The sequence below is a fragment of the Paraburkholderia sp. RL17-373-BIF-A genome, assembly GCF_046030175.1.
Classification (GTDB): domain Bacteria; phylum Pseudomonadota; class Gammaproteobacteria; order Burkholderiales; family Burkholderiaceae; genus Paraburkholderia.
Genome location: NZ_JARESO010000082.1, coordinates 1 through 19,979, shown reverse-complemented (window position 1 = coordinate 19,979; position 19,979 = coordinate 1). Strand labels below are relative to the sequence as shown.

Below are 19,979 nucleotides of genomic sequence, written 5' to 3'. Positions count from 1 at the left end.
GGCGATCAGCCGCGATCCGCCTCACGCATTCCAGCGCACCAACGACCACTGCTGCGTTGCATCGTTTCTGCGCAACCAGACGATCCCGCTCATATCGAGCGACCATCGCAGACAGCGTTCCAGCGGCACGTCCAGCACGATCGACGCGATCGCCCGCATTACACCCGCGTGCGTGACCACATAGGCCGGCGACAACTCGCGCGTGAGCGCGAATGCGTCGAGCCATGCACGTACCCGCGCGACGAATTGCGCGACGCTCTCGCCACCATGCGCGCGCGCGTGTTCGAAGTTGGCCGCCCAGTCGTCGAGCAATTCGCGATCGATAGCGTCCCAGCGTTGCGCTTCCCAATCGCCGAAGTTCATTTCCATCAGACGGTCGTCGTGACTGATCACGGAGCCGAAGTCGTTCGCCAACTCGGCGGCGAGCGCCGAGCAGCGTTTCAACGGACTCGACATCAGCACGCGTGGCGCGGGCACCTGCAAAGTCGCGAGCTTCAGGGCGAGCGCGGTGGACGATACCTCGGCATCTTCGGCGAGCGCCACGTCGCTGTGGCCGTAACACACGCCCGCATCGAGCGCGACCGCGGGATGACGAATCAGGACGATATCCATGCGAGCCCCACCAGGTAGATGCTCAATTCGAAAACTTGCTGCGCGAAACCGAGGCAATCGCCGGTATAACCGCCAATGCGTCTGACGAAATAACGGCCCATTGCCACGCGAAGTACGAGCAGAACCACGGCCACCGAGCCCGCGAAGCGCCAGTCCGGCGCAGCGAGCCCGTTCGGCCACAGCAGCCACGGCAAGCCGAATATCGCGGCGCACATGAACGCACCCGCGCTCAGGCGCTGCGCCACCGGTTTGGCCTTGCCTTCGGCACGCACGTAATCGAGCGTAGCCAGGTAGCTGATCGCACAGCTACGGCTCGCCGCGTGCGCGGCAATCATCAGACTTGCGGCACGCATCGGCGGCAATGCAACGAGCGTCTGCCACTTCAATGCAAGCGCGATGACGAGCGCGATAGCGCCGAAAGCGCCGATGCGCGAGTCATGCATGATTCGCAATACATCTTCGCGCGTATAGGCGCCACCGAACGCATCGACGCAATCAGCCAGACCGTCCTCGTGGAACGCGCCGGTCACGAGCAGCGACGCGGCCATCGACAGCAGCACCGCCACGCCCGCGGGAAATACGCGCAGCGCGGCGAGATAGACCACCGCGCTCAGTCCGCCGATCAATACGCCGACGAGCGGAAAATAACGCGCCGCCGCGTTCAGGTAGTGCGGCTCATAGCCAACCCAGCGCGGCACAGGCACGCGCGTGAAATAGCCGAGCGCCGTGAAGAAATAGCGCAGTTCCGCGAGCGGATTCATGTGTGTGCCGGTCGAGCGTTTCTGTCTGAAGGATCAAGCGGATCACGCATCGCGATTCGCGACGCCGGCCGATTCGAAGCTCGCCATTTCGTTGACGAACGCCGTTGCCGCGCGCAACAGCGGCACCGCGAGCGCCGCGCCAGTGCCTTCGCCAAGACGCATGTCGAGCGACAGCAACGGCAGCGCGCCGAAATGATCGAGCATGCGCCGATGCCCCGCTTCGTTCGACGCATGCGCAAATACGCAATACTCGCGAATGCTCGGCGCGAAGGCGTCGGCGATCAGCAAGGCCGAGGTCGCGATGAAGCCATCGACCAGAATCGTCATACGTGCCTCGGCGGCCGCGAGATAGGCGCCCGCCATCATCGCGATCTCGAAGCCGCCGAAGGTGGCAAGCACGTCGAGCGGATCGGTGGACACGGGGTGACGTGCGAGCGCCGAGGCCAGCACGTTGCGCTTCCTCGCGAGCCCCGCGTTGTCGAGACCCGTGCCGCGGCCGACGCATTCGTCGATCGGCACGCGGCACAGCCGGCTCATCAGACACGCGGCCGCCGAGGTGTTCGCAATCCCCATCTCCCCGAAACCGATCACATTGGTGCCGAGCGCCGCGTGATGCCGCACGCGCGCCGCGCCCGCCTGCATCGCAGCGAGTGCCTGGTCGCGGCTCATGGCCGGCTCGCGCGCGAAATTGCGCGTGCCGGCCGCGACGGGAATGTCGACGAGACCCGCCGTCGACGGCAACGGCGTCGCAATGCCCGCGTTGACGACTTCGAGCTCGATGCCCGAGACGCGGCTCAACGCATTGATCGCCGCGCCGCCGGCGAGGAAGTTGACGACCATCTGCGCGGTCACCGCCTGCGGATAAGGGCTCACGCCCTCTTCGGCGACACCGTGATCGCCGGCGAAGACGATCATCGCCGGGCGCGTCACGGTGGGACGCGTCGTGCGCTGAATCAGGCCCATCTGACACGCGAGCGTTTCGAGCCGGCCGAGACTGCCGGGCGGCTTCGTCTTGGTATCGATGATGTGCTGCAGCTCGTCACGCAGCGTTTGATCGAGCGGTTCGACTTCGGGCAATCCGGGCAAGCGTGGCAAAGAAGTCATGAGCGTGTGTCTGAAAGAGAATGTGGGAATGAAGCGATCAGCTTGCCGGCGTGTCATGTCCGGCAGGCGATCCGTGACGCGCGCGCGGCGCGGGAATCAGCGCCTCGTGTTCGCCGTCGCGAATCAGAATCAACGGATAGCCGAATGCGCGGCTCGCCAGCGTGGGCGTCAACACGTCGTGCACCGGTCCGGCATACGCGCCGCCCGCGCCGTCGAGCAGCAGCGCATGCGTGGCGAAGCGGCGCGCGAGGTTCAGGTCGTGACATGAAAACATCACTGTACGCCGAGGCTCGCGCGTCCACGTGGCCAACGCCTCGAGGCAGTCGATCTGATGATGCAGATCGAGATGCGACAACGGCTCGTCGAGCAGCAGCAACGGCGCTTCCAGGCATAGCACCGCCGCCAGCGCCACGCGTTGCCGCTCGCCGCCGGAGAGTGACAGCACATCACGCGCGGCGAACGCGGCGAGGCCCAACAAGTCCAACGCCGCGTGCGCCGCTTCACGATCAGCTTCGCGCTCCCAGCCCCAGCCGGTGAGATGCGGGAAGCGGTTGAGCATCACGATATCGAGCACGCTCGCGCTGAATGCGTCGGGCGCGTTTTGCGGCATCAGCGCGCGGCGTTGCGCGAGCGGCAGCGGCGGCCAGTCGGCGAGGCGCACGCCGTCGAGTTCGACATGTCCCGCCGACGGTTGCAACAAGCCCGCGAGCGTGGAGAGCAAGGTTGTCTTGCCCGCGCCGTTCGGGCCGGCGATGCACCAGATCTCGCCTGCGTAGAAGGTATGCGTGAAGGCGTCGAGCAAAGTGCGCGCGCCCACACGCAAGGTCAAACGTTGCGCGCCGAGGACGGATTCGGAAATGGAGTGAGCTTGCATCATCGGCGCCTGTGCAGGAGCATCCACAGAAACACCGGTACGCCGATCACCGACGTGATCACGCCGACCGGCAGCTGCGCCGGCGCGATCACGGTACGCGCGATCAGGTCCGCGCCCATCACCGCGACGCCGCCGCCGAGCGCCGCGGCCGGCAGCAGCATGCGCTGATCGTTGCCGAACGCGAGCCGCAGCATGTGCGGCACGACCAGTCCGACAAAGCCAATGGTGCCCGCCGTCGTCACCGCCGCGGCCGCCGCCAGCGAAGCCACCAGGTACACCCGCAAACGCAGCGGCATCACCGCAACGCCCAACGCCTGCGCGGCGGCGTCGCCACGCAGCAGCACATTCAGACGCGGCGCGACAGGCACGATCGCAACCAGCACGATAGCGAGGGCGGCGAGCGCCGTCCAGGGCATCGTGCCGCCGTTGAGGTCGCCGGTCAGCCAGAACAGCATGCCGCGCAAGCGATTGTCGGGTGCGAGGTTGAGCAACAAGGTAATGAGCGCGCCCCAGCCGGCCGCGATCACCGCGCCAGTCAACAGCAAGCGCGGCGACGTGTCCTGCGGCTCGCCGCGCCACAACTCGCGGCGCGCGAGGCCGAGCACCAGCAGGATCGACACGAATGCGCCGGCGAACGCGCTCGCGTCGACGATCCACCATGCGCAACCGGCGATCATCGCGACCAGCGCAAAGGTCGCCGCGCCGCCCGATACGCCCAACACGTAGGGCTCGGCGAGTGGATTGCGCAGCAGCACTTGCAGCAACGCGCCGGCCAGCGCGAGCAACGCGCCGCAGGCGAAACCGGCCACTGCGCGCGGCAGGCGCAGCGTGCGGACGATCTCGGCGGCTAAGTCAGACGAACCGACAGACGACGCATGCGACGGCATCAGCGCCGCCAGCACGCGCATCGGCGCAAGCGACACGCTGCCCAACGCAAGCGACGCCATCAACACCGCCAGCGCGATCACGGCGAGCGCAAGCCAGATCGCGGCCGCGCGCTTCGCGCTCATCACGCGCAGTGTCGCGGGCATCGAACTCGCGTGTCGGCTCATGTGTCGGCTCATCCGCACGACCTTAGCGAAGCGACTCGCTCACTGCTGCTGCCAACCAACCGTGAGATACGCACCGCGCCGCGGCGAGTTATACGAGTAGGCCGTTTCATAGTCCTTGTCCAACAGATTCTGGATTTGCGCGGCCACGTACCATGCTTTCGTGATGTTGTAGCGCGCCGACAGATTCACCACGCCATAGCCGCCCAGCTTGCCGCTGCTGTCATTGCTCGGGCCGCTCACGATCCACTCGCCGCCGACGCGCCACGCGGCGATGCTGCGGTTCACCGTCAGCGCCCCGAAGCGCCGCGCACGCCGCACGAGGTCGGCATCGTTGTCGAGGTCGACGGGATTTTGCAGCGTCACCGACGCGCGCACGTCCGTCTTGCCGACATGGCCGCTCCACGATCCTTCGAGCCCCTGCACCTTTGCATGGCCGACGTTCTGTGCCAGATAGATACCGGGCGTCACCTGCTCATAGTTAATCAGATTCGCGTAGCGCGTCTGGAATGCGGTCAGGCGCATCACGCCGAGCGCATTCGATGCGTACTGCAGCGCGGCTTCGATCGAATGGCTGCGCTCCGGTTGGATCAACGGATTGCCGCTGAACGGATAGTACAGATCGTCGAAGCTCGGCGCGCGAAACGAATCCGAATAGCTTGCGGTCACCTTCCAATGGCCGGTGATGTCGAAGCCATAGCCGAGATAGTAACTGTTCGCTCCGCCGAAATCGGAATACTGGTCGCGCCGCACGTTGGCCTGAATCTGGTTGCGCCCGAAGCGCCCCGTATAGCCGACGAAACCCGAATCCACATGCCGGTCGGGCGCCGCGAACGTATCCGAATCGAGGCTCTGATCGAGATGCTCATAGCCGACCTGCAACTTCTGCTGCGCGGCCAGCGCGAAATCGTTCTGCCATGTGTACTGGCGATTGTCGGTATCGAAGCGGCCGTTGTACACGCCGTTGGTATTCGACACGCTGCGGTCGTCACCTTCGGCGACGATGAAGTGCGTCGTCCACCAGTCGGTCAGCCTGCCGTTCGCGAACACCGAGACCTGGCGCACTTTGCTGTACAGGTTGTTCAGATCGGTCGGCACGCCGTACGCATTGTCGTAGCTGTTGTTGCCGTTCGACTGGAAGTAGCTGGCGCCGGCATCCCATTTGTCGTTGAACTTGTGGCGCAGCGAAGCCGAGATGCTCTCGTTCAGATAGCCGTTCGCATTCGGATTGGCGTTGGGCGCCTCACGTGGATTGAGCGACGAGAAGCCGTCGTCCTTCGACCGCGCGAGCGAAATGCTGAAGGTCGTCTTGCCGTCTTTATCCAATGCGCCGTTCACGCCTGCCTGCTGCGTCTGCGTGTGATAGCTGCCGTAGCCCAGCGAAAAATTGAAACGCGGCGGGTGGTCACCGCCCTCTTTCGTGAATACCTGCACCACGCCGCCAATCGCGCCCGAGCCGTACAACGCCGACACGTTGCCGTTCACCACCTCGACGTGATCGATCTGGTCGAGCGGAATCTGCGCGAGTTGCGGCGCACCCAGGCTCACCGAATCGACCCGCACGCCGTCGATCAGCAGCAGCGATTGCGTCGACGACGCGCCGCGCAAATAGAGGCTGGTCGTCGAACCAGGGCCACCTGTACGCGAGATTTGCGCGCCGGGCGCGAGTTGCAGGAGGCCGGGCAAATCGGTCGCGGTGGTGTCGGCGATATCCTGCTGATCGAACAGCGACGTCTGCGGGATCGCATCGGCGAGTGCTTGCGGCCCGCGCTCCGCGGTCACCACCACGGGCGACAGCACCGCCGAAGACGGCACGGCGGCCGATGAATCCGCCGCCGAGGACGAAGAAGAAGATGAAGGAGCAGCTTGCGCAGGCACGACGATCGGCAGGCCCGCGAAGGCGAGCAACGCCGCGCGGGCGAAGGGGGACAGCATGGGATGAAAGTCCTGTGGATAGCGTGCGCGGCCCGCTTCCCCGCAGGCCGATGCGTAACGAGGCGCCCGCGTATTTAACATTTTCGCGCGTGACGTGCCTCTCCCTCTGGCCGGTATCCGGGCTGGCGACACATCGATTCCGCCTTCCCACGCGTGACGCGCAGTGGCACACTCGCGAGTTGAACTTCCAACACGCGATCAGAATCGACTTGCATGACGAATGCGGTCGCTTACCGTTGCGGGGGCAGCGCAGGTTGACGCGTTCACGTGAACGGCGCGCCCTGCTTCCCGTTTAACTGCGCGCGCCGTTGAAAAGCGCACGCGGGCACCAGAGTGCGGCAAGTTTAGGAGCGGCCTCGGGGTCCGTCAATAATGCCGGGACCGTGGGCCGTCTGTTCTGTTAAGTGCAGGCTATTGTCCGACGCGTGAGTACTTTTTCATCATATGGTCGATAAAAGCCTGCACAAAGCGATGTTGTTACGTCTCGAAACGAGACAATTGTCGGAACCTGCGACATTCCGCGCTAAAATGCGATGTCTTTAGAGGACGCAGCACATGCTCACCGAACTCGAAACACTTTCACAGAATATCGGCAAGCTGATTGCGATCAGCCAACGCCACAATGAAGCGCGACTCGCGCTCGAAGAGCAGCTCGCCCAATCGCGCGCCGAAGTCGAAGCCACGCGCACGGAACTTGCGATGCTGCGCGAGGAACGTAACGCGCTGCAGGCGGAACGCGACGCGCTATCGGCGAAGATCGACGACGCACAGGTGCGCCTGAATGCGATTCTCGAGAAGCTGCCGCGTGCCCGCGCGAACAGCGAGCCGGACAACCAGCTCGATCTGCTCGAGCCGGCTCAGCATGAAGTCGAAGCTGAGAGCGACGTGACCCGCCACGGAGAAAATGCATGACCACCAAGCAGATCGAAGTATCGATTCTCGGCGTGCCCTATCGCCTCGCCTGCTCGCCGGAAACGGAAGCGGCGCTGCTCGAAGCGGTCGCACGCGTCGACGCCGAAATGTCGAAGATCCGCAATAACAGCAACGTGCGCGGCACGGACCGCATTGCTGTCATGGCTGCGCTGTCGCTGGCATCGGAACTGCTTAGACTGCAATCGAGCGTGAGACACGGAGAAGCATTTCCCGCTGAAGAAATCCGGCGTACAATGCATCAAATGAACGAACAGTTAGGTACTGTGATTGAGCAGTACAGCATGCAGTAAGTGTCGTGTGTTATCGTGCTGCCGGTCCTGAGATCGGCGGCGGATTCAAACGGAGTGCGTGAGCACAAGACGTGCAAGATTCAGCAAACGTTTGAGTTCAATCGGTAGTTCAGCTTCATCGGTTTAGCTTCCCTGCCTGGTTCGCCAAGGTCATATATTCCTTGAACCAATGCCATGTGCACGGTTGCGGAAATTTGTAGCACGGGTGTGCGCGTCACTCTGTCTGATGTACCCGAAGTGTTGCTAACTGCGACCAATTCTGAACCCCCGGTTCAGGATGCCGGCCTAGCGGCTAAGGCGGGGACCTTATTTAGAACGGCATCGGACTTCGGTTCGGTGCCGTTTTTCTTTGGGCGCTGTTTTTTGTACGCCGATTTTCTCCGCATCTTCAACCCCTTAACGTTCAATTCGATTCATGCGCTACTGGCTAATGAAGTCCGAACCGGACGAAGCAAGCATCGATCATCTCGCCAACGCACCGCATCGCACGTTGCCGTGGACCGGCGTGCGCAACTATCAGGCGCGCAATTTCATGCGCGACATGATGCAGGTCGGCGACGGTGTGCTGTTCTATCACTCGAGCTGTCCCGAGCCCGGCATCGCGGGTATCGCCGAGGTATCGTCCACCGCGTATCCGGACCCCACGCAGTTCGATAAGAAGAGTCCCTATTACGACGCGAAGTCGTCGCAGGAAACGCCGCGCTGGGTGCTCGTCGATGTGGTGTTCAAGAAGAAGATCCCGCTGATTCCGCTCGCCGCGCTGCGCGAGCATGACGAACTCAAGGACATGCGCGTGCTCGCCAAAGGCAACCGCCTGTCGATCACGCCGGTGACCGAAGCCGAATGGCGCTTCATTACCAAGCGGCTCGCTTGAGCTTGCATGCCTGATGGATGCGCGACGCGTATTCATGCACACGCAAACGTTAAAGCAACGTCAAACCGGGGAACCAAGCTCAGGTTACAAGCGCCTAACGGACTCAAAAACGGGACTCGCAAACGCCGTGCCATTGCGCGGCGCTTGCCCCGATCGTGCACAACCTGTTCAAGCAAGGAGTCCAACAATGACGAAAAACACCGCACGTGCACTCGCTTTCGCTCTCGTCTGCGCCGCGCCTGCCGCGCTCGCACTGACGCCGGCCGTCGCACGCGCGCAAGGCGTCATGCAATATCAGCCGGCCGGCGTGCTGTCGCTCAACGCGCAGGCCAGCGCGGAAGTGCCGCAAGACGTCGTCGATATCACGCTGTTCTACGAGCAGGAAGCGAGCGATCCGTCGGCGCTCACGGCAACGCTGAACCAGCGCGCCGATTCGGCGCTGCAAAAGGCCAAGGGTGTGAACGGCGTAACGGCACGCACGGGTTCGTTCGCGATCTATCCGTCCACCGACCGTGACGGGCGCATTTCCGCATGGCGCGGCCGCACGGAGATCGTGCTCGAATCGCACGACTTCGCCGCGGTGTCGAAACTCGCGGGTCAAATGGCATCGATCATGCAGGTCGGCAACGTGCAGTTCTCGCTCTCGCCTGAAGCGCAGCGCGCGGCCGAGCAGAAGCTCACCGGCGAAGCGATCAAGTCGTTCCGCGAGCAGGCCGCTTCATCCGCGCAGGCGTTCGGCTACAGCGGTTATTCGATTCGCGAGGTCAACCTCGGCCACAACGGCGTGATGCCGCGTCCGATGATGATGATGAGCGCACGCGCCATGGGCGCCGACGCGAAGGCTTCGGCGCCGGTGCCGATCGAAGGCGGCACGTCGACGGTGACTGTGAATGTGTCGGGCTCGGTGCAGATGAAGTAACGCGCTTTACTGGTCGCAGCGGTGCTTTGACGCAGTAAGAGAAAAAGCCACGGCATGCCGTGGCTTTTTCTCATTGGCTACGATAAAACGTAGCGGTCAGTCAGATCAACTCGCACTGACCGCCTGCGCCGGTTCACGACGCGCGCGGCGATAAGACCACACCAGCATGGCGATACCGGCGAGGATCATCGGCAGCGACAGCCATTGGCCCATGGAAAGCCCCATGGCCAGCAGACCGAGGAAATCGTCCGGCTCACGCGCGAATTCGACCGTGAAGCGCGCGAGGCCGTAGCCGATCAGAAACACGGCGGAAATCGCGCCCATCGGCTTCGGTTTGCGCGAGAAGAAGAACAGCACGAAGAACAGCGCGACGCCTTCCAGCGCGATTTCATACAGCTCCGACGGATGGCGCGGCAGCATGTGATATTGCGCGAACACTTCGTTCAGATGCCATTGCGCGGCCAATTGCGGATGCGCGGTGAGCCACGCGGCGTCGTCGGGCGCGGCGCCCGGAAACAGCATGGCCCACGGCGCCGACGGATCGGTCACGCGGCCCCACAACTCGCCATTGATGAAGTTGCCGAGGCGCCCTGCCGCGAGGCCGGTGGGCACCATCGGCGCGACGAAGTCGGTAACTTGCAGCCACGAGCGTTTGCGCTGGTACGCGAACAGCACCATGGCAAACGTCACGCCGAGAAAGCCGCCGTGAAACGACATGCCGCCTTCCCACACCTTGAAGATGTCGAGCGGATGCGCGAAATAAAAGCTCGCCTTGTAGAACAGCACGTAGCCGAGCCGGCCGCCGAGAATCGTGCCCAGCACGCCGTAAAACAGCATGTCGTCGATATCTTTGGCGGTCCAGCCTTGCGCGGCGACGTAAGGCAAACGCAACCGCAGCCGGCCGACGACGATCGCCGCGATGAACGCGACGAGGTACATCAGTCCATACCAGCGCACTGCGAGCGGCCCCAGATGAATGGCAACGGGGTCGAAATTGGGGTGAATGAGCATCGTGTTGTTATGGGCAGTTCAGGTTCAGAAGCAGGTTTGGGTGGGCGGCACTGCCCGCACCTTGCGGTGCATGCATTGGACGGTCCGGCCGGCAATGCGTTCGCGAGGACGCGTCTAAATGCGCGGCGCGGTGGATGGCTGCGCCTCGACGGTCGACGCATGCGCCCGCACGATGTCGATGAAGCCCGCCAGCACCGGGCTCACCTCCGCGGTCCGCCAGACGAGGCCCGTCTCGATCGCGGGCACCGACTCGGAAAGCGGCCGGTACACGACGCCGGTGCGGCGCAGATTACGCAACGATTGCGGCACCAGTGCGACACCCATGCCGGCCGACACGAGGCTTACGATCGTTTGCATCTGGATCGCTTCCTGGCCGACCCGGGGCGCGAGGCCCGCCACGCCGTAGCAATCCATAATGATGTCATAAAAGCCTGGCGCCAGACGTCTTGGGAAGACCACGAGCGGTGCATCGGCGACGTCGCGCAGGCTGATCGGCGTGTCCAGCCATTCGGCGCGCGGGTCGGCATCGTCGCCGCTGACGCTGGCCACGCGCGCTGCCATGTCCGTCGACATGGCGATCACCAGCGGCTCGCGCGCGATCGGCAGCCACGAGAGCTGGGTGGCGTGGCGGGGCGGCAGCGGCGCGATCACGAGACCCGCGTCGATGCGCCCGGCCACCAGTTCGTCCACCTGCACGTCGCTGGTGGCTTCGGTCAATTCCAGCCGCACACGCGGATGGCGCGCGCCGAAATCGCGCAGCAACAGCGGCAGCAGGCCGTAGTCCGCGGTGGAAACGAAAGCCAGCGACAACACGCCCGCCTCGCCGCGCGCGAGGCTCTGCGCGAGCGGCCGCAGGCCCTCGGCGCTCGCCAACAGACGCTGCACCTCGGGCAACAGATCGGCGCCGACCGACGTGAGTTCGACCGAACGCTTGGTGCGCGCGAACAATTCGACGCCGAGCGTCTCTTCGAGCGCCCGGATGGCTTGCGACAACGGCGGCTGCGTCATGGACAGACGCACGGCCGCGCGCCCGAAATGCTTTTCTTCGGCGACGGTAGCGAAATAGCGCAACTGGCGCAGATCGGGAATGGCAGGCAGCATGATTGATACATTTTACGACCTAATGAAGCTCGAATAATACATTGGACACGCACATCGCAAAACTGCATCCTTGCGCGACACGTCGGACTACACTGGACGGATGCCGCCGGCCGCCCACGCCGGCGAGGCAAGAACCCGCAGCGCGGATCAAAACAAAACAGACTGGAGTTCCCATGGCATACAACCGTCGTTCGAAGAACATCACGCAAGGCGTGGCGCGTTCGCCGAATCGCTCGATGTACTACGCGCTCGGCTACCAGAAGGCCGACTTCGACAAACCGATGATCGGCATCGCCAACGGCCACTCGACGATCACGCCGTGTAACGCCGGCCTGCAGCGTCTCGCCGACGCCGCCGTCGCCGCGATCAAGGGCTCCGACGCGAATCCGCAGATCTTCGGCACGCCGACGATCTCGGACGGCATGTCGATGGGCACCGAAGGCATGAAGTACTCGCTGGTGTCGCGCGAAGTCATCTCCGACTGCATCGAGACCTGCGTGCAAGGGCAGTGGATGGACGGCGTGGTCGTGATCGGCGGCTGCGACAAGAACATGCCGGGCGGCATGATCGGCATGCTGCGCACCAACGTGCCGAGCATCTATGTGTACGGCGGCACGATCCGTCCGGGTAACTGGAAAGGCACCGACCTGACCATCGTGTCGTCGTTCGAAGCCGTCGGCGAATTCACGGCGGGGCGGATGTCGCAGGAAGATTTCGAAGGGATCGAACAGAACGCGTGCCCGTCAACGGGTTCGTGCGGCGGCATGTACACCGCCAACACCATGAGCTCGTCGTTCGAGGCACTCGGCATGTCGCTAATGTATTCGTCGACGATGGCCAATCCGGACCAGGAAAAGGTCGACTCGGCGGCTGAGTCGGCGCGTGTGCTGGTCGAAGCGGTCAGGAAGGATCTGAAGCCGCGCGACATCGTCACGAAGAAGTCGATCGAAAACGCCGTGGCCGTGATCATGGCCACCGGTGGGTCCACCAACGCCGTGCTGCACTTCCTCGCGATCGCGCACGCGGCCGAAGTGGAATGGAGCATCGAGGACTTCGAGCGCATGCGCAAGAAGGTGCCGGTGATCTGCAACCTGAAGCCCTCAGGTCAGTTCGTGGCGACCGATCTGCACAAGGCCGGCGGCATCCCCCAGGTCATGAAGATCCTGCTCGACGCGGGCCTGCTGCACGGCGATTGCATCACGATCACCGGCAAGACCATCGCGGAAGAGCTAAAGGACGTGCCGGGCAAGCCGCGCGCCGATCAGCAGGTGATTTTCCCGATCGACAAGGCGCTCTACAAGGAAGGCCACCTCGCAATCCTGAAGGGCAATCTGGCCGTCGATGGCGCGGTCGCCAAGATCACCGGTCTGAAGAACCCGGTCATCACCGGCCCGGCCCGCGTGTTCGACGACGAGCAAAGCGCGCTGGAAGCGATTCTGGCCGACAAGATCGTGGCCGGCGACGTCGTCGTGCTGCGCTACCTCGGCCCGAAAGGCGGCCCCGGCATGCCGGAGATGCTCGCGCCGACCTCGGCGATCATCGGCAAGGGCCTCGGCGAGAGCGTCGGCCTGATCACCGACGGGCGCTTCTCGGGCGGCACGTGGGGCATGGTGGTCGGCCACGTCGCGCCGGAAGCCTTCGTGGGGGGCACGATCGCGTTCGTGCAGGAAGGCGACTCGATCACCATCGACGCGCACAAGCTGCTGTTGCAACTGAACATCGACGACGCCGAGCTGGAGCGCCGCCGCACCGCATGGCAACAGCCGAAGCCGCGTTACACGCGCGGCGTGATGGCAAAGTACTTCGCACTGGCGCAGCCGGCCAACAAGGGCGCGATAACGGGCTAAGCAACGGCGACGGCTGGCCGCCGGTGAACGTCCGTGATCCGGCGGCGCGACGACAGCCGTGCAAGCACGCGTAAAGCTACGTAAAAGCGAAAGGGGTACACGGAAAACCGTGCGCCCCTTTCCTTTTATAATGCTGGCACCACGAGTCGGGCACTTGCACCGACGGAGACCAGAATGAGATCAAAGTCGCACACAGCGCTTGCAGCCGCCGTCGCGCTGGGCGCCGCGTTGAGTGCCGGCAGTCCGGCGGCGAATGCCGAGGCTGCTGGCCTCGCGCTCGCCCAGCAGCAGAACTGCATGAGTTGCCACTCGGTCACGCGTTCCTTCATGGGACCGGCGCTGCATGATGTCGCGGCGAAATATGCCGGCCGTGAAGACGCCGCCACTTATCTGCAGCACAAGATTCTGGACGGCAGCACGGGCGTGTGGGGTCCGGTGCCGATGCCTGCGAACACGCAGCTCACGCCTGATCAGGCGGCTACGCTGGCAAGTTGGGTGTTGACGCTCAAATGATAGCGAGCGCCTCGCGAAAGGCGCCGCGCGCAGGCTACGCTCCCAGCGCACGCAGTCCCCAGTAGATGGTCGAACCACGGCGCCAGTGCTTAAGCTGAACGGCACGCAGCAGGCGGCGCCACTCAACGCGCCCGCGCCTCACCTCACACGATCACGCGCTGCCCGAGGCGCGCCGCGCGATCTCTTCCAGCACCGCTTCCCGCACCCAGCTTGTCATCTCATTCTCTAGCGTCAGCGCCACTTCGCGCGTGATCTGGTCGATGAGCCAGCCCGTGTGCGCCTGCAAGGTCTCGCGGCAGCGTTCCTCGATCACGCTGCGCCCGTCGCCCGCCAGGAAACCGGCGACGCGTCTGCGCAGACGTTCGGCGATGACGTCGACATCCAGATCCAGATCCAGTGGCGCCTCGACGGCGCCTTCGCGCGCGATATCCGGCGGTACGGTCGAGCCCGCCTCGAGCGGCGTGATCGGCTCCGCCCGATCGAATACGCCCGCCGACGGCGCGTGCGCGTCGTCATGCGCATGCCGCGGCTCTGCGACGTGGTGCGCCCGGGAGCGCTTTTTCGGATGATGATGATGATGGTCGGCCGGATGCGCCGGCTGCGGCGCGTGTGCGGCATCTTGCGGCGTACGCGGCTGCGGTGCGAGAGTCGGTTCCTGTGCCCGCAACGGCTCCGCCGCGAGCACCGGCTCGGGCGACCTCACCTGCTCGGGCGTCAGCACCGGCTGCGGCGCAAGGACGGGCTCGGCCTTGAAGCTGGGTTCGCGCGGGCCATCGAGTTCGGCCGCATCGCTCGAAGCATGCCGCGCCGGCACAGAATGACCCTGCACGAGAACCTCGTGCAGAACCGGGATGGAATCGTCATTGGGATCGGACACGTGCGCTCTCCGTGTTTGAGTCGAAGCTGAAGCAGCCCGCGTGCACGCCGGATGCCTGAGATCAGACACAGGCGACGCGGACCGAATGGGACCTAGCTGCCTTGCTTGTAGTTGTTCAAAGCATAGCCGCGATCGCGATAGAAGCGATAGCGTTCGCGGCCCGCGGCGAGTTCCTCGTGTGCGTTACCGACCACTTCCAGCAATCTCTCGAAGCGCGCGAATTGCGCCGGCACCGTGGCGCCCAGATTGAGCAGCACCTGATGATGCGGCACATCGTCGAGGCTGGAAGCCAGCACGATCGGTGTTTGCGCGGCGAGCGGCGTGCCCGCCATGCAGTGCGGCACGAAGTCGAGCGGCGAGAAGGTCCACAACTGTTCGTCGAAGGCCTTCAGGCGCGCCGGCTCGGCCAGCACAATGGTCGGCTGGCCCGCCTGATACGCCTTGCGGATCAGACGGCACGCATACAGCAGCGAATCGCCGACGTTCGAATGAAAGTCGATTCTCGTCATCGGCGGCTCCGCTTTGCGTCTGCGATTGCAGCCGCGCCTGCGTCTTTACTGCATTGCGTCATTGTGCGGCGCGACCGTCCGCGGCCCTGTCGATGAGGAACTGCGCGAGCAACGGCACTGGACGGCCGGTGGCGCCCTTCGCCGCACCGCTCTTCCATGCCGTACCCGCGATGTCCAGATGCGCCCACGGATAGGCGTCGGTGAAGCGCGACAGGAAGCACGCCGCCGTCACGCTGCCCGCCGGACGGCCGCCGATGTTGGCCATATCCGCGAAGTTCGACTTGAGCTGGTCCTGATACTCGTCGTCGAGCGGCAGACGCCAGGCCGGGTCGGACGCTTCACGCGATGCGTCGAGAAGCTCGCCCGCCAGCGCGTCGTCTTTCGAGAACAGGCCGCTGTTATGGTGGCCCAGCGCGATGATGCAAGCGCCCGTGAGCGTGGCGATATCGATCACCGCCGCCGGCTTGAAGCGCTCGGCGTAGGTCAGTGCGTCGCACAGGATCAGGCGGCCTTCCGCGTCCGTGTTGAGCACTTCGATCGTCAGGCCCTTCATGCTGGTGACGATGTCGCCCGGCTTGGTGGCCGTGGCCGACGGCATGTTCTCGACCGCCGGAATGATGCCGACCACGTTGATTTTCAAGCCCATTTCGGCGACGGCGCGCAACGTGCCCAGCACCGAACCGGCGCCGCACATGTCGTACTTCATCTCGTCCATGCCTTCGCCCGGCTTCAGCGAAATGCCGCCCGTGTCGAAGGTCACGCCCTTGCCGACCAGCACGACCGGCGCGGCTTTCGCGGCACCGCCCTGGTACTGCAGCACAATGAACTGCGCCGGTTCGACCGAGCCGGCCGTGACCGACAGGAACGAGCCCATTTTGAGCGCTTCGCACTGCTTTTCGCCCAGCACTTCGACCTTCAGCTTCCAGTCTTTGGCGAGCTTCTTGGCGGTGTTGGCCAGGTAGGTGGGCGTGCAGACATTGCTCGGCAGATTGCCGAGGTCGCGCGTCAGGTCCATGCCGTTGGCGAGCGCGGCGCCCTGCTTCGCGGCCAGCTTGGCGGTCTTCTCGTCGCCCGTGTTGACGCTGAAGACGATGCGCTTCAAGGCGCGCGCCGAATTGTCCGGCTTGCTCTTCATCTGCGTGAACTTGTAGGTCAGTTCGCGCAGCGCGAGGATTGCGGCGCGCACGCCCCAATCGGCCGTTCGTTCGAGGATCGGCAGCTGCGCCAGCGTGAAGGTGACCTGGACGATCTTGGTGGAGAGCAGCGCGCGCCAGGCGGCCCGCACGGCTTCGCCGTAGGCTTTCTGGTTGAAAGCGTCCTGCTTGCCGAGGCCGACCAGCAGAACGCGGGAGGCGCCGATGCCCGACACTTCGTGCAGGAACAGCGTGGTGCCGGCCTTGCCGTCCATGTCGCCGGCCTTGATGATGCGGTTCAGCAGGCCGCGGGTGGCCTCGTCGATCTCGAGAGCCGCGCCCGACAGGGTTTGCGACTCGAACACGCCGATTACGATGCAATCGGATTTCCCAGTCAGGAAACCGTTTGACGAGCCTTTGGTCCAATCACAGGCTTTTATGCTAAAGTCCATCGCGCTTGTCCTCGGATAAAATCTGGGCTTAGGATGAAAGCCGCAATTATCCGCTATTTTTCCTGCGGCGGCTGCACCGGAGGTGTGACGGGAAGCAACCCGTGCGCCACTGAGAGCGCCCCCTCTCATCATCAATAATGATCTTCGAACGCTCCCTCCAGCGCGAACTCGCGTATACGGCTGGTGCCGTGTTCATGGTTCTCCTCACGCTCGTGCTGACGACGATGATGATCCGCATCGTCGGCTTCGCAGCCTCGGGCGAGATCGACCCGCGCGACGTGCTGGTCCTGATCGGCCTGACCGTGATCGGCTACCTGGCGATCATGCTCGTCGCGACCCTGTTCGTGTCGATCCTGTTCGTCCTGACCCGATGGTACAAAGACTCCGAGATGGTCGTGTGGCTGTCCTCGGGTGTCAGTCTGACCCAATTCATCAAGCCGATCGGCATTTTTGCCACGCCGATCATCATCCTCATCATGTTCTTCGTGTTTGTTGGCTGGCCGTGGTCGAATCAGCAGAGCAAGCTGATCCGCGCGCGCTTCCAGCAGCGCGACGAGGTCTCGCTGCTCGCGCCGGGTCAGTTCCGCGAATCGGCCACCAGCCACCGCGTGTTCTTCATCGAGAAGATGTCTCCCGACCAGGCGCGCGTCGAAAACGTGTTCGTGACCAGCACGGAAAACGGCAAGGTCAACGTGGTCGTGTCGAAAACCGGCCATACCGAGACGCGTAAGAACGGTGATCGTTTCGTCGTGCTGGAAAACGGTCGCCGTTACGACGGGCAGCCGGGCCAGCCGGATTTCCGCATCATGGAGTTCGAGCGCTACGGCGTGAAAATCCAGAGTCAGCCGGTCGTCAATACGCCGACCACCACCGGCACACCCACGCTCACGCTGCTGCGCAATCCGACCAACGACAATCTCGCCGAATTCGCCTGGCGTGCCGGGCTGCCGCTCATCGCGATCAATCTGATGCTGCTGGCCATTCCGCTCGCGCATCAGAACCCGCGGCGCAGTCGCACCATCAATCTGGTGATGGCGGTGCTCATCTATCTGACGTATTCGAATTTGTTGAACGTGGTGCAGTCGTGGATCGAGCAGGGCAAGATGTCGTTCCCGGTCGGGCTGGTGGGTCTGCACGTGATCGTCGCGGCAATCGTCGCGTTTATTTTCTGGCTGCGCGTGCGCAACCGGCCGCTCATCACGCGCGCGATGTTCAGCCGTTCGCAGGGAGCCTGACCGATGCGCATCTATGAAAAGTATTTCGCGCGTCAGGTCTACCTCACGTTCATCTTTATTCTGTTTGCGTTTTCGGGTTTGTTCTTCTTCTTCGACCTGATCAACGAACTCAATTCGGTCGGGCACGGTAATTACAAGTTCCAGTACGCCGTGCTGCGGGTTGCGTTGCAAACGCCTTCGCGCTTCTACGAGATCATTCCGGTCGCGGCGCTGATCAGCGCGATCTATGTGTTCGCGCAAATGGCGGCGAATTCCGAGTACACGATCTTCCGTGTATCCGGGCTCGCTACGAATCAGGCGTTGCGTTCACTGTTGAAGATCGGCATTCCGCTTGTTTTGCTGACTTATTTGATCGGCGAAGTGGTTGGGCCGTACACGGATCAATTGTCGGAGCGCGTGCGGCTCGAGGCGCTGGGGTCTTCTGTGTCGAGCAATTTCGAGTCCGGTGTGTGGGTGAAAGATACGCTCACGGCACGCGCGGACGGCGAGCAAGTGACGCGCTTTGTGAACGTCGGCGAGTTGAAGCCGGATGCGACGATCAGCAACGTGCGCATCTACGAATTCGATTCGAAGTTCCGGCTCTCGAATGTGCGGACCGCGAAGAGCGGCAAGTATCAGCCGCCGGGTCATTGGCAGTTGACCGGCGTGACCGATACGCAATTGATCGATGTGCCCCCTCCTCCGGGTACGCCCGCCGATGCGCTGGATCCGGTGTATCGGGCGAAGGAAGTCACTGTGCCGGAGTATTCGCTGCGCTCTGAATTGACGCCGCAGATTCTGTCGGTGCTGCTGGTGTCGCCGGATCGGATGTCGATGTTCAATCTGTTCCGGTATATCCAGCATTTGACCGAGAATCATCAGGATACGCAGCGGTATGAAATTGCGTTGTGGCGCAAGCTGCTTTATCCGTTTGCGGTGTTTGTGATGCTGGTTTTGTCGTTGCCGTTTGCCTATTTGCATACGCGGGCTGGTGTTGTTGGGATGAAGGTTTTCGGCGGGATCATGCTGGGGATGAGTTTTCAGTTGTTCAACACCTTGTTCTCGCATATCGGGACGTTGAATACCTGGCCCGCTCCTTTGACCGCGGCTACGCCAGGGTTGGTTTATCTTGTGCTTGGGTTGGTTGGGTTGAAGTGGGTTGATCGTCACTAGGGGCGTGCGTCATGGCTATGCATGGGATTGTTTTGTTTGGGCATGGCGCGAGGGATGTGCGGTGGCGGGAGCCATTTGAGAGGCTGGCTATCAAGTTGCGGGACGCTTCTTTCGGCGCTCGGCCTGTGGCGTTGGCGTTTCTTGAATTGATGGAGCCGGATTTGCCTACAGCTGTGGGAGACCTTGTCGCTCAAGGCTGTCATGTGGTTACCGTTGTGCCTGTGTTTTTTGGGCAAGGGGGGCATGTGAGGAAGGATTTGCCTTTAATTATCGAGCAATGCCAGGCATTGCATCCCTCTGCTCTTATTAAGTGTGCTGGTGCTGTGGGTGAGGATGACGCTGTGTTGGACGCTGTCGCGGAGTATTGTCTGCGGCAGGTTTGATTGCTTTAAATTTGTGCTCTTTGGGCGTTGGCCTTTCCTTGAATTCATCGTGGTCTATTAGCGTTGCCCCTGTGCGGGGCGACACCTACTTTTCTTTGCCTGCCGCAAAGAAAAGTAGGCAAAAGAAAACGGCTCACACCGCTAATTCTTAAGCGGGTCCGTGACACGCAAAATTAGAACGCCGCGGAAATGTCGGCGAAGAAAAAAACGAAGCGATTGTTTGCAGAACGACCGCGACGGCGCGCGCAGCGCTGCCGGAAGAATGACTGCCTTGTCACGAAAGCGGAATGTGGGAGAGCACAGATTCCAGATGTACCACTACCGCGACGGCGCGGGGGACCCACTTATAAGCTAGCGGTTTGAGCCGCTTTCTCTTGCTTACTTCTCTTTGCGGCGGCAAAGAGAAGTAAGTGCC

General features: G+C 63.0%; 20 protein-coding genes, 1 other RNA gene and 1 riboswitch. Of the genes, 10 read left to right on the top strand and 11 right to left on the bottom strand.

What is annotated here, in order from left to right; genetic code table 11:
* Positions 1-21 precede the first annotated feature (21 nt).
* From cobC to P0D80_RS44415, 6 genes are read right to left on the bottom strand one after another with little or no spacing between them, the layout of a single operon-like run.
* On the bottom strand, positions 22-612 hold the full coding sequence (cobC, locus tag P0D80_RS44440) for an alpha-ribazole phosphatase (RefSeq protein WP_408180700.1): 591 nt from the start codon (positions 610-612) through the stop codon (positions 22-24).
* Entirely contained in the window at positions 597-1,373 is a 777-nt protein-coding gene (locus P0D80_RS44435; RefSeq protein ID WP_408293716.1) for an adenosylcobinamide-GDP ribazoletransferase, read from the bottom strand. Before P0D80_RS44435 ends, cobC begins: the two co-directional genes overlap by 16 nt.
* A 42-nt stretch (positions 1,374-1,415) precedes the next feature.
* A complete protein-coding gene (cobT, locus tag P0D80_RS44430; protein ID WP_408293714.1) occupies positions 1,416-2,477 on the bottom strand; it encodes a nicotinate-nucleotide--dimethylbenzimidazole phosphoribosyltransferase in 1,062 nt (353 codons plus the stop codon).
* A gap of 37 nt (positions 2,478-2,514) precedes the next feature.
* Positions 2,515-3,354 (bottom strand): ABC transporter ATP-binding protein, encoded by an 840-nt coding sequence (locus P0D80_RS44425; protein WP_408293711.1) that lies wholly within the window; start codon positions 3,352-3,354, stop codon positions 2,515-2,517.
* Entirely contained in the window at positions 3,351-4,403 is a 1,053-nt protein-coding gene (locus P0D80_RS44420) for a FecCD family ABC transporter permease (RefSeq protein ID WP_408293708.1), read from the bottom strand. The genes P0D80_RS44425 and P0D80_RS44420 overlap by 4 nt, the downstream gene beginning before the upstream one ends.
* 39 nt (positions 4,404-4,442) lie before the next feature.
* Positions 4,443-6,335 (bottom strand): TonB-dependent receptor domain-containing protein, encoded by a 1,893-nt coding sequence (locus tag P0D80_RS44415; protein WP_408293705.1) that lies wholly within the window; start codon positions 6,333-6,335, stop codon positions 4,443-4,445.
* A 91-nt stretch (positions 6,336-6,426) separates the two neighbouring features.
* Positions 6,427-6,683, bottom strand: a riboswitch (cobalamin riboswitch).
* A 207-nt stretch (positions 6,684-6,890) separates the two neighbouring features.
* Here P0D80_RS44415 and P0D80_RS44410 point away from each other — a divergent pair.
* From P0D80_RS44410 to P0D80_RS44390, 5 genes are all read left to right on the top strand, one after another.
* On the top strand, positions 6,891-7,247 hold the full coding sequence (locus P0D80_RS44410; RefSeq protein ID WP_408256559.1) for an ATPase: 357 nt from the start codon (positions 6,891-6,893) through the stop codon (positions 7,245-7,247).
* The gene (locus P0D80_RS44405; protein WP_012432043.1) at positions 7,244-7,558 is read left to right on the top strand and encodes a cell division protein ZapA; all 315 of its coding nucleotides are present in this window, start codon (positions 7,244-7,246) and stop codon (positions 7,556-7,558) included. Before P0D80_RS44410 ends, P0D80_RS44405 begins: the two co-directional genes overlap by 4 nt.
* Before the next feature lie 126 nt (positions 7,559-7,684).
* Positions 7,685-7,866: non-coding RNA, 6S RNA (ssrS, locus tag P0D80_RS44400), on the top strand.
* Positions 7,867-7,973: 107 nt separating this feature from the next.
* Complete coding sequence (locus P0D80_RS44395) at positions 7,974-8,432, top strand: EVE domain-containing protein (RefSeq protein ID WP_132375720.1); 459 nt, start codon at positions 7,974-7,976, stop codon at positions 8,430-8,432.
* A gap of 187 nt (positions 8,433-8,619) precedes the next feature.
* Positions 8,620-9,351 carry an SIMPL domain-containing protein gene (locus P0D80_RS44390; protein ID WP_408293702.1) on the top strand — a complete coding sequence of 244 codons (732 nt, stop codon included), beginning with the start codon at positions 8,620-8,622 and terminating at the stop codon, positions 9,349-9,351.
* A gap of 105 nt (positions 9,352-9,456) precedes the next feature.
* Here the strand turns inward: P0D80_RS44390 and lgt are convergent, their stop codons facing one another.
* Both lgt and P0D80_RS44380 read right to left on the bottom strand, forming a co-directional pair.
* Positions 9,457-10,362: a prolipoprotein diacylglyceryl transferase gene (lgt, locus tag P0D80_RS44385; protein ID WP_132375724.1), complete on the bottom strand. Its 906-nt coding sequence runs from the start codon at positions 10,360-10,362 to the stop codon at positions 9,457-9,459.
* Between the two features lie 114 nt (positions 10,363-10,476).
* Positions 10,477-11,463, bottom strand: coding sequence for a LysR family transcriptional regulator (locus P0D80_RS44380; protein ID WP_408293697.1), 987 nt, complete (start codon positions 11,461-11,463; stop codon positions 10,477-10,479).
* A gap of 173 nt (positions 11,464-11,636) precedes the next feature.
* Between P0D80_RS44380 and ilvD the strand changes: the two genes are divergently transcribed.
* Both ilvD and P0D80_RS44370 read left to right on the top strand, forming a co-directional pair.
* Entirely contained in the window at positions 11,637-13,310 is a 1,674-nt protein-coding gene (gene ilvD / locus P0D80_RS44375; protein WP_408180709.1) for a dihydroxy-acid dehydratase, read from the top strand.
* 174 nt (positions 13,311-13,484) lie between these two features.
* Positions 13,485-13,823 carry a c-type cytochrome gene (locus P0D80_RS44370; protein WP_132375729.1) on the top strand — a complete coding sequence of 113 codons (339 nt, stop codon included), beginning with the start codon at positions 13,485-13,487 and terminating at the stop codon, positions 13,821-13,823.
* 151 nt (positions 13,824-13,974) lie between these two features.
* On the opposite strand, the gene P0D80_RS44365 is transcribed toward P0D80_RS44370, so the two are convergent.
* The 3 genes from P0D80_RS44365 to P0D80_RS44355 form a co-directional block, all read right to left on the bottom strand.
* Positions 13,975-14,700, bottom strand: a complete 726-nt coding sequence (locus P0D80_RS44365; RefSeq protein WP_408180710.1) for a DUF2486 family protein — start codon at positions 14,698-14,700, stop codon at positions 13,975-13,977.
* A gap of 92 nt (positions 14,701-14,792) precedes the next feature.
* Positions 14,793-15,209, bottom strand: coding sequence for a DNA polymerase III subunit chi (locus P0D80_RS44360; protein WP_408180711.1), 417 nt, complete (start codon positions 15,207-15,209; stop codon positions 14,793-14,795).
* 58 nt (positions 15,210-15,267) lie between these two features.
* Positions 15,268-16,794, bottom strand: coding sequence for a leucyl aminopeptidase (locus tag P0D80_RS44355; RefSeq protein WP_132375735.1), 1,527 nt, complete (start codon positions 16,792-16,794; stop codon positions 15,268-15,270).
* Between the two features lie 137 nt (positions 16,795-16,931).
* Between P0D80_RS44355 and lptF the strand changes: the two genes are divergently transcribed.
* The 3 genes from lptF to P0D80_RS44340 are packed head-to-tail and all read left to right on the top strand — an operon-like array spanning position 16,932 to position 19,564.
* Complete coding sequence (lptF, locus tag P0D80_RS44350) at positions 16,932-18,029, top strand: LPS export ABC transporter permease LptF (RefSeq protein ID WP_132375737.1); 1,098 nt, start codon at positions 16,932-16,934, stop codon at positions 18,027-18,029.
* Between the two features lie 3 nt (positions 18,030-18,032).
* Complete coding sequence (gene lptG, locus P0D80_RS44345; protein ID WP_132375739.1) at positions 18,033-19,181, top strand: LPS export ABC transporter permease LptG; 1,149 nt, start codon at positions 18,033-18,035, stop codon at positions 19,179-19,181.
* A gap of 11 nt (positions 19,182-19,192) precedes the next feature.
* Positions 19,193-19,564, top strand: coding sequence for a sirohydrochlorin chelatase (locus P0D80_RS44340; RefSeq protein WP_408293690.1), 372 nt, complete (start codon positions 19,193-19,195; stop codon positions 19,562-19,564).
* Positions 19,565-19,979 lie beyond the last annotated feature (415 nt).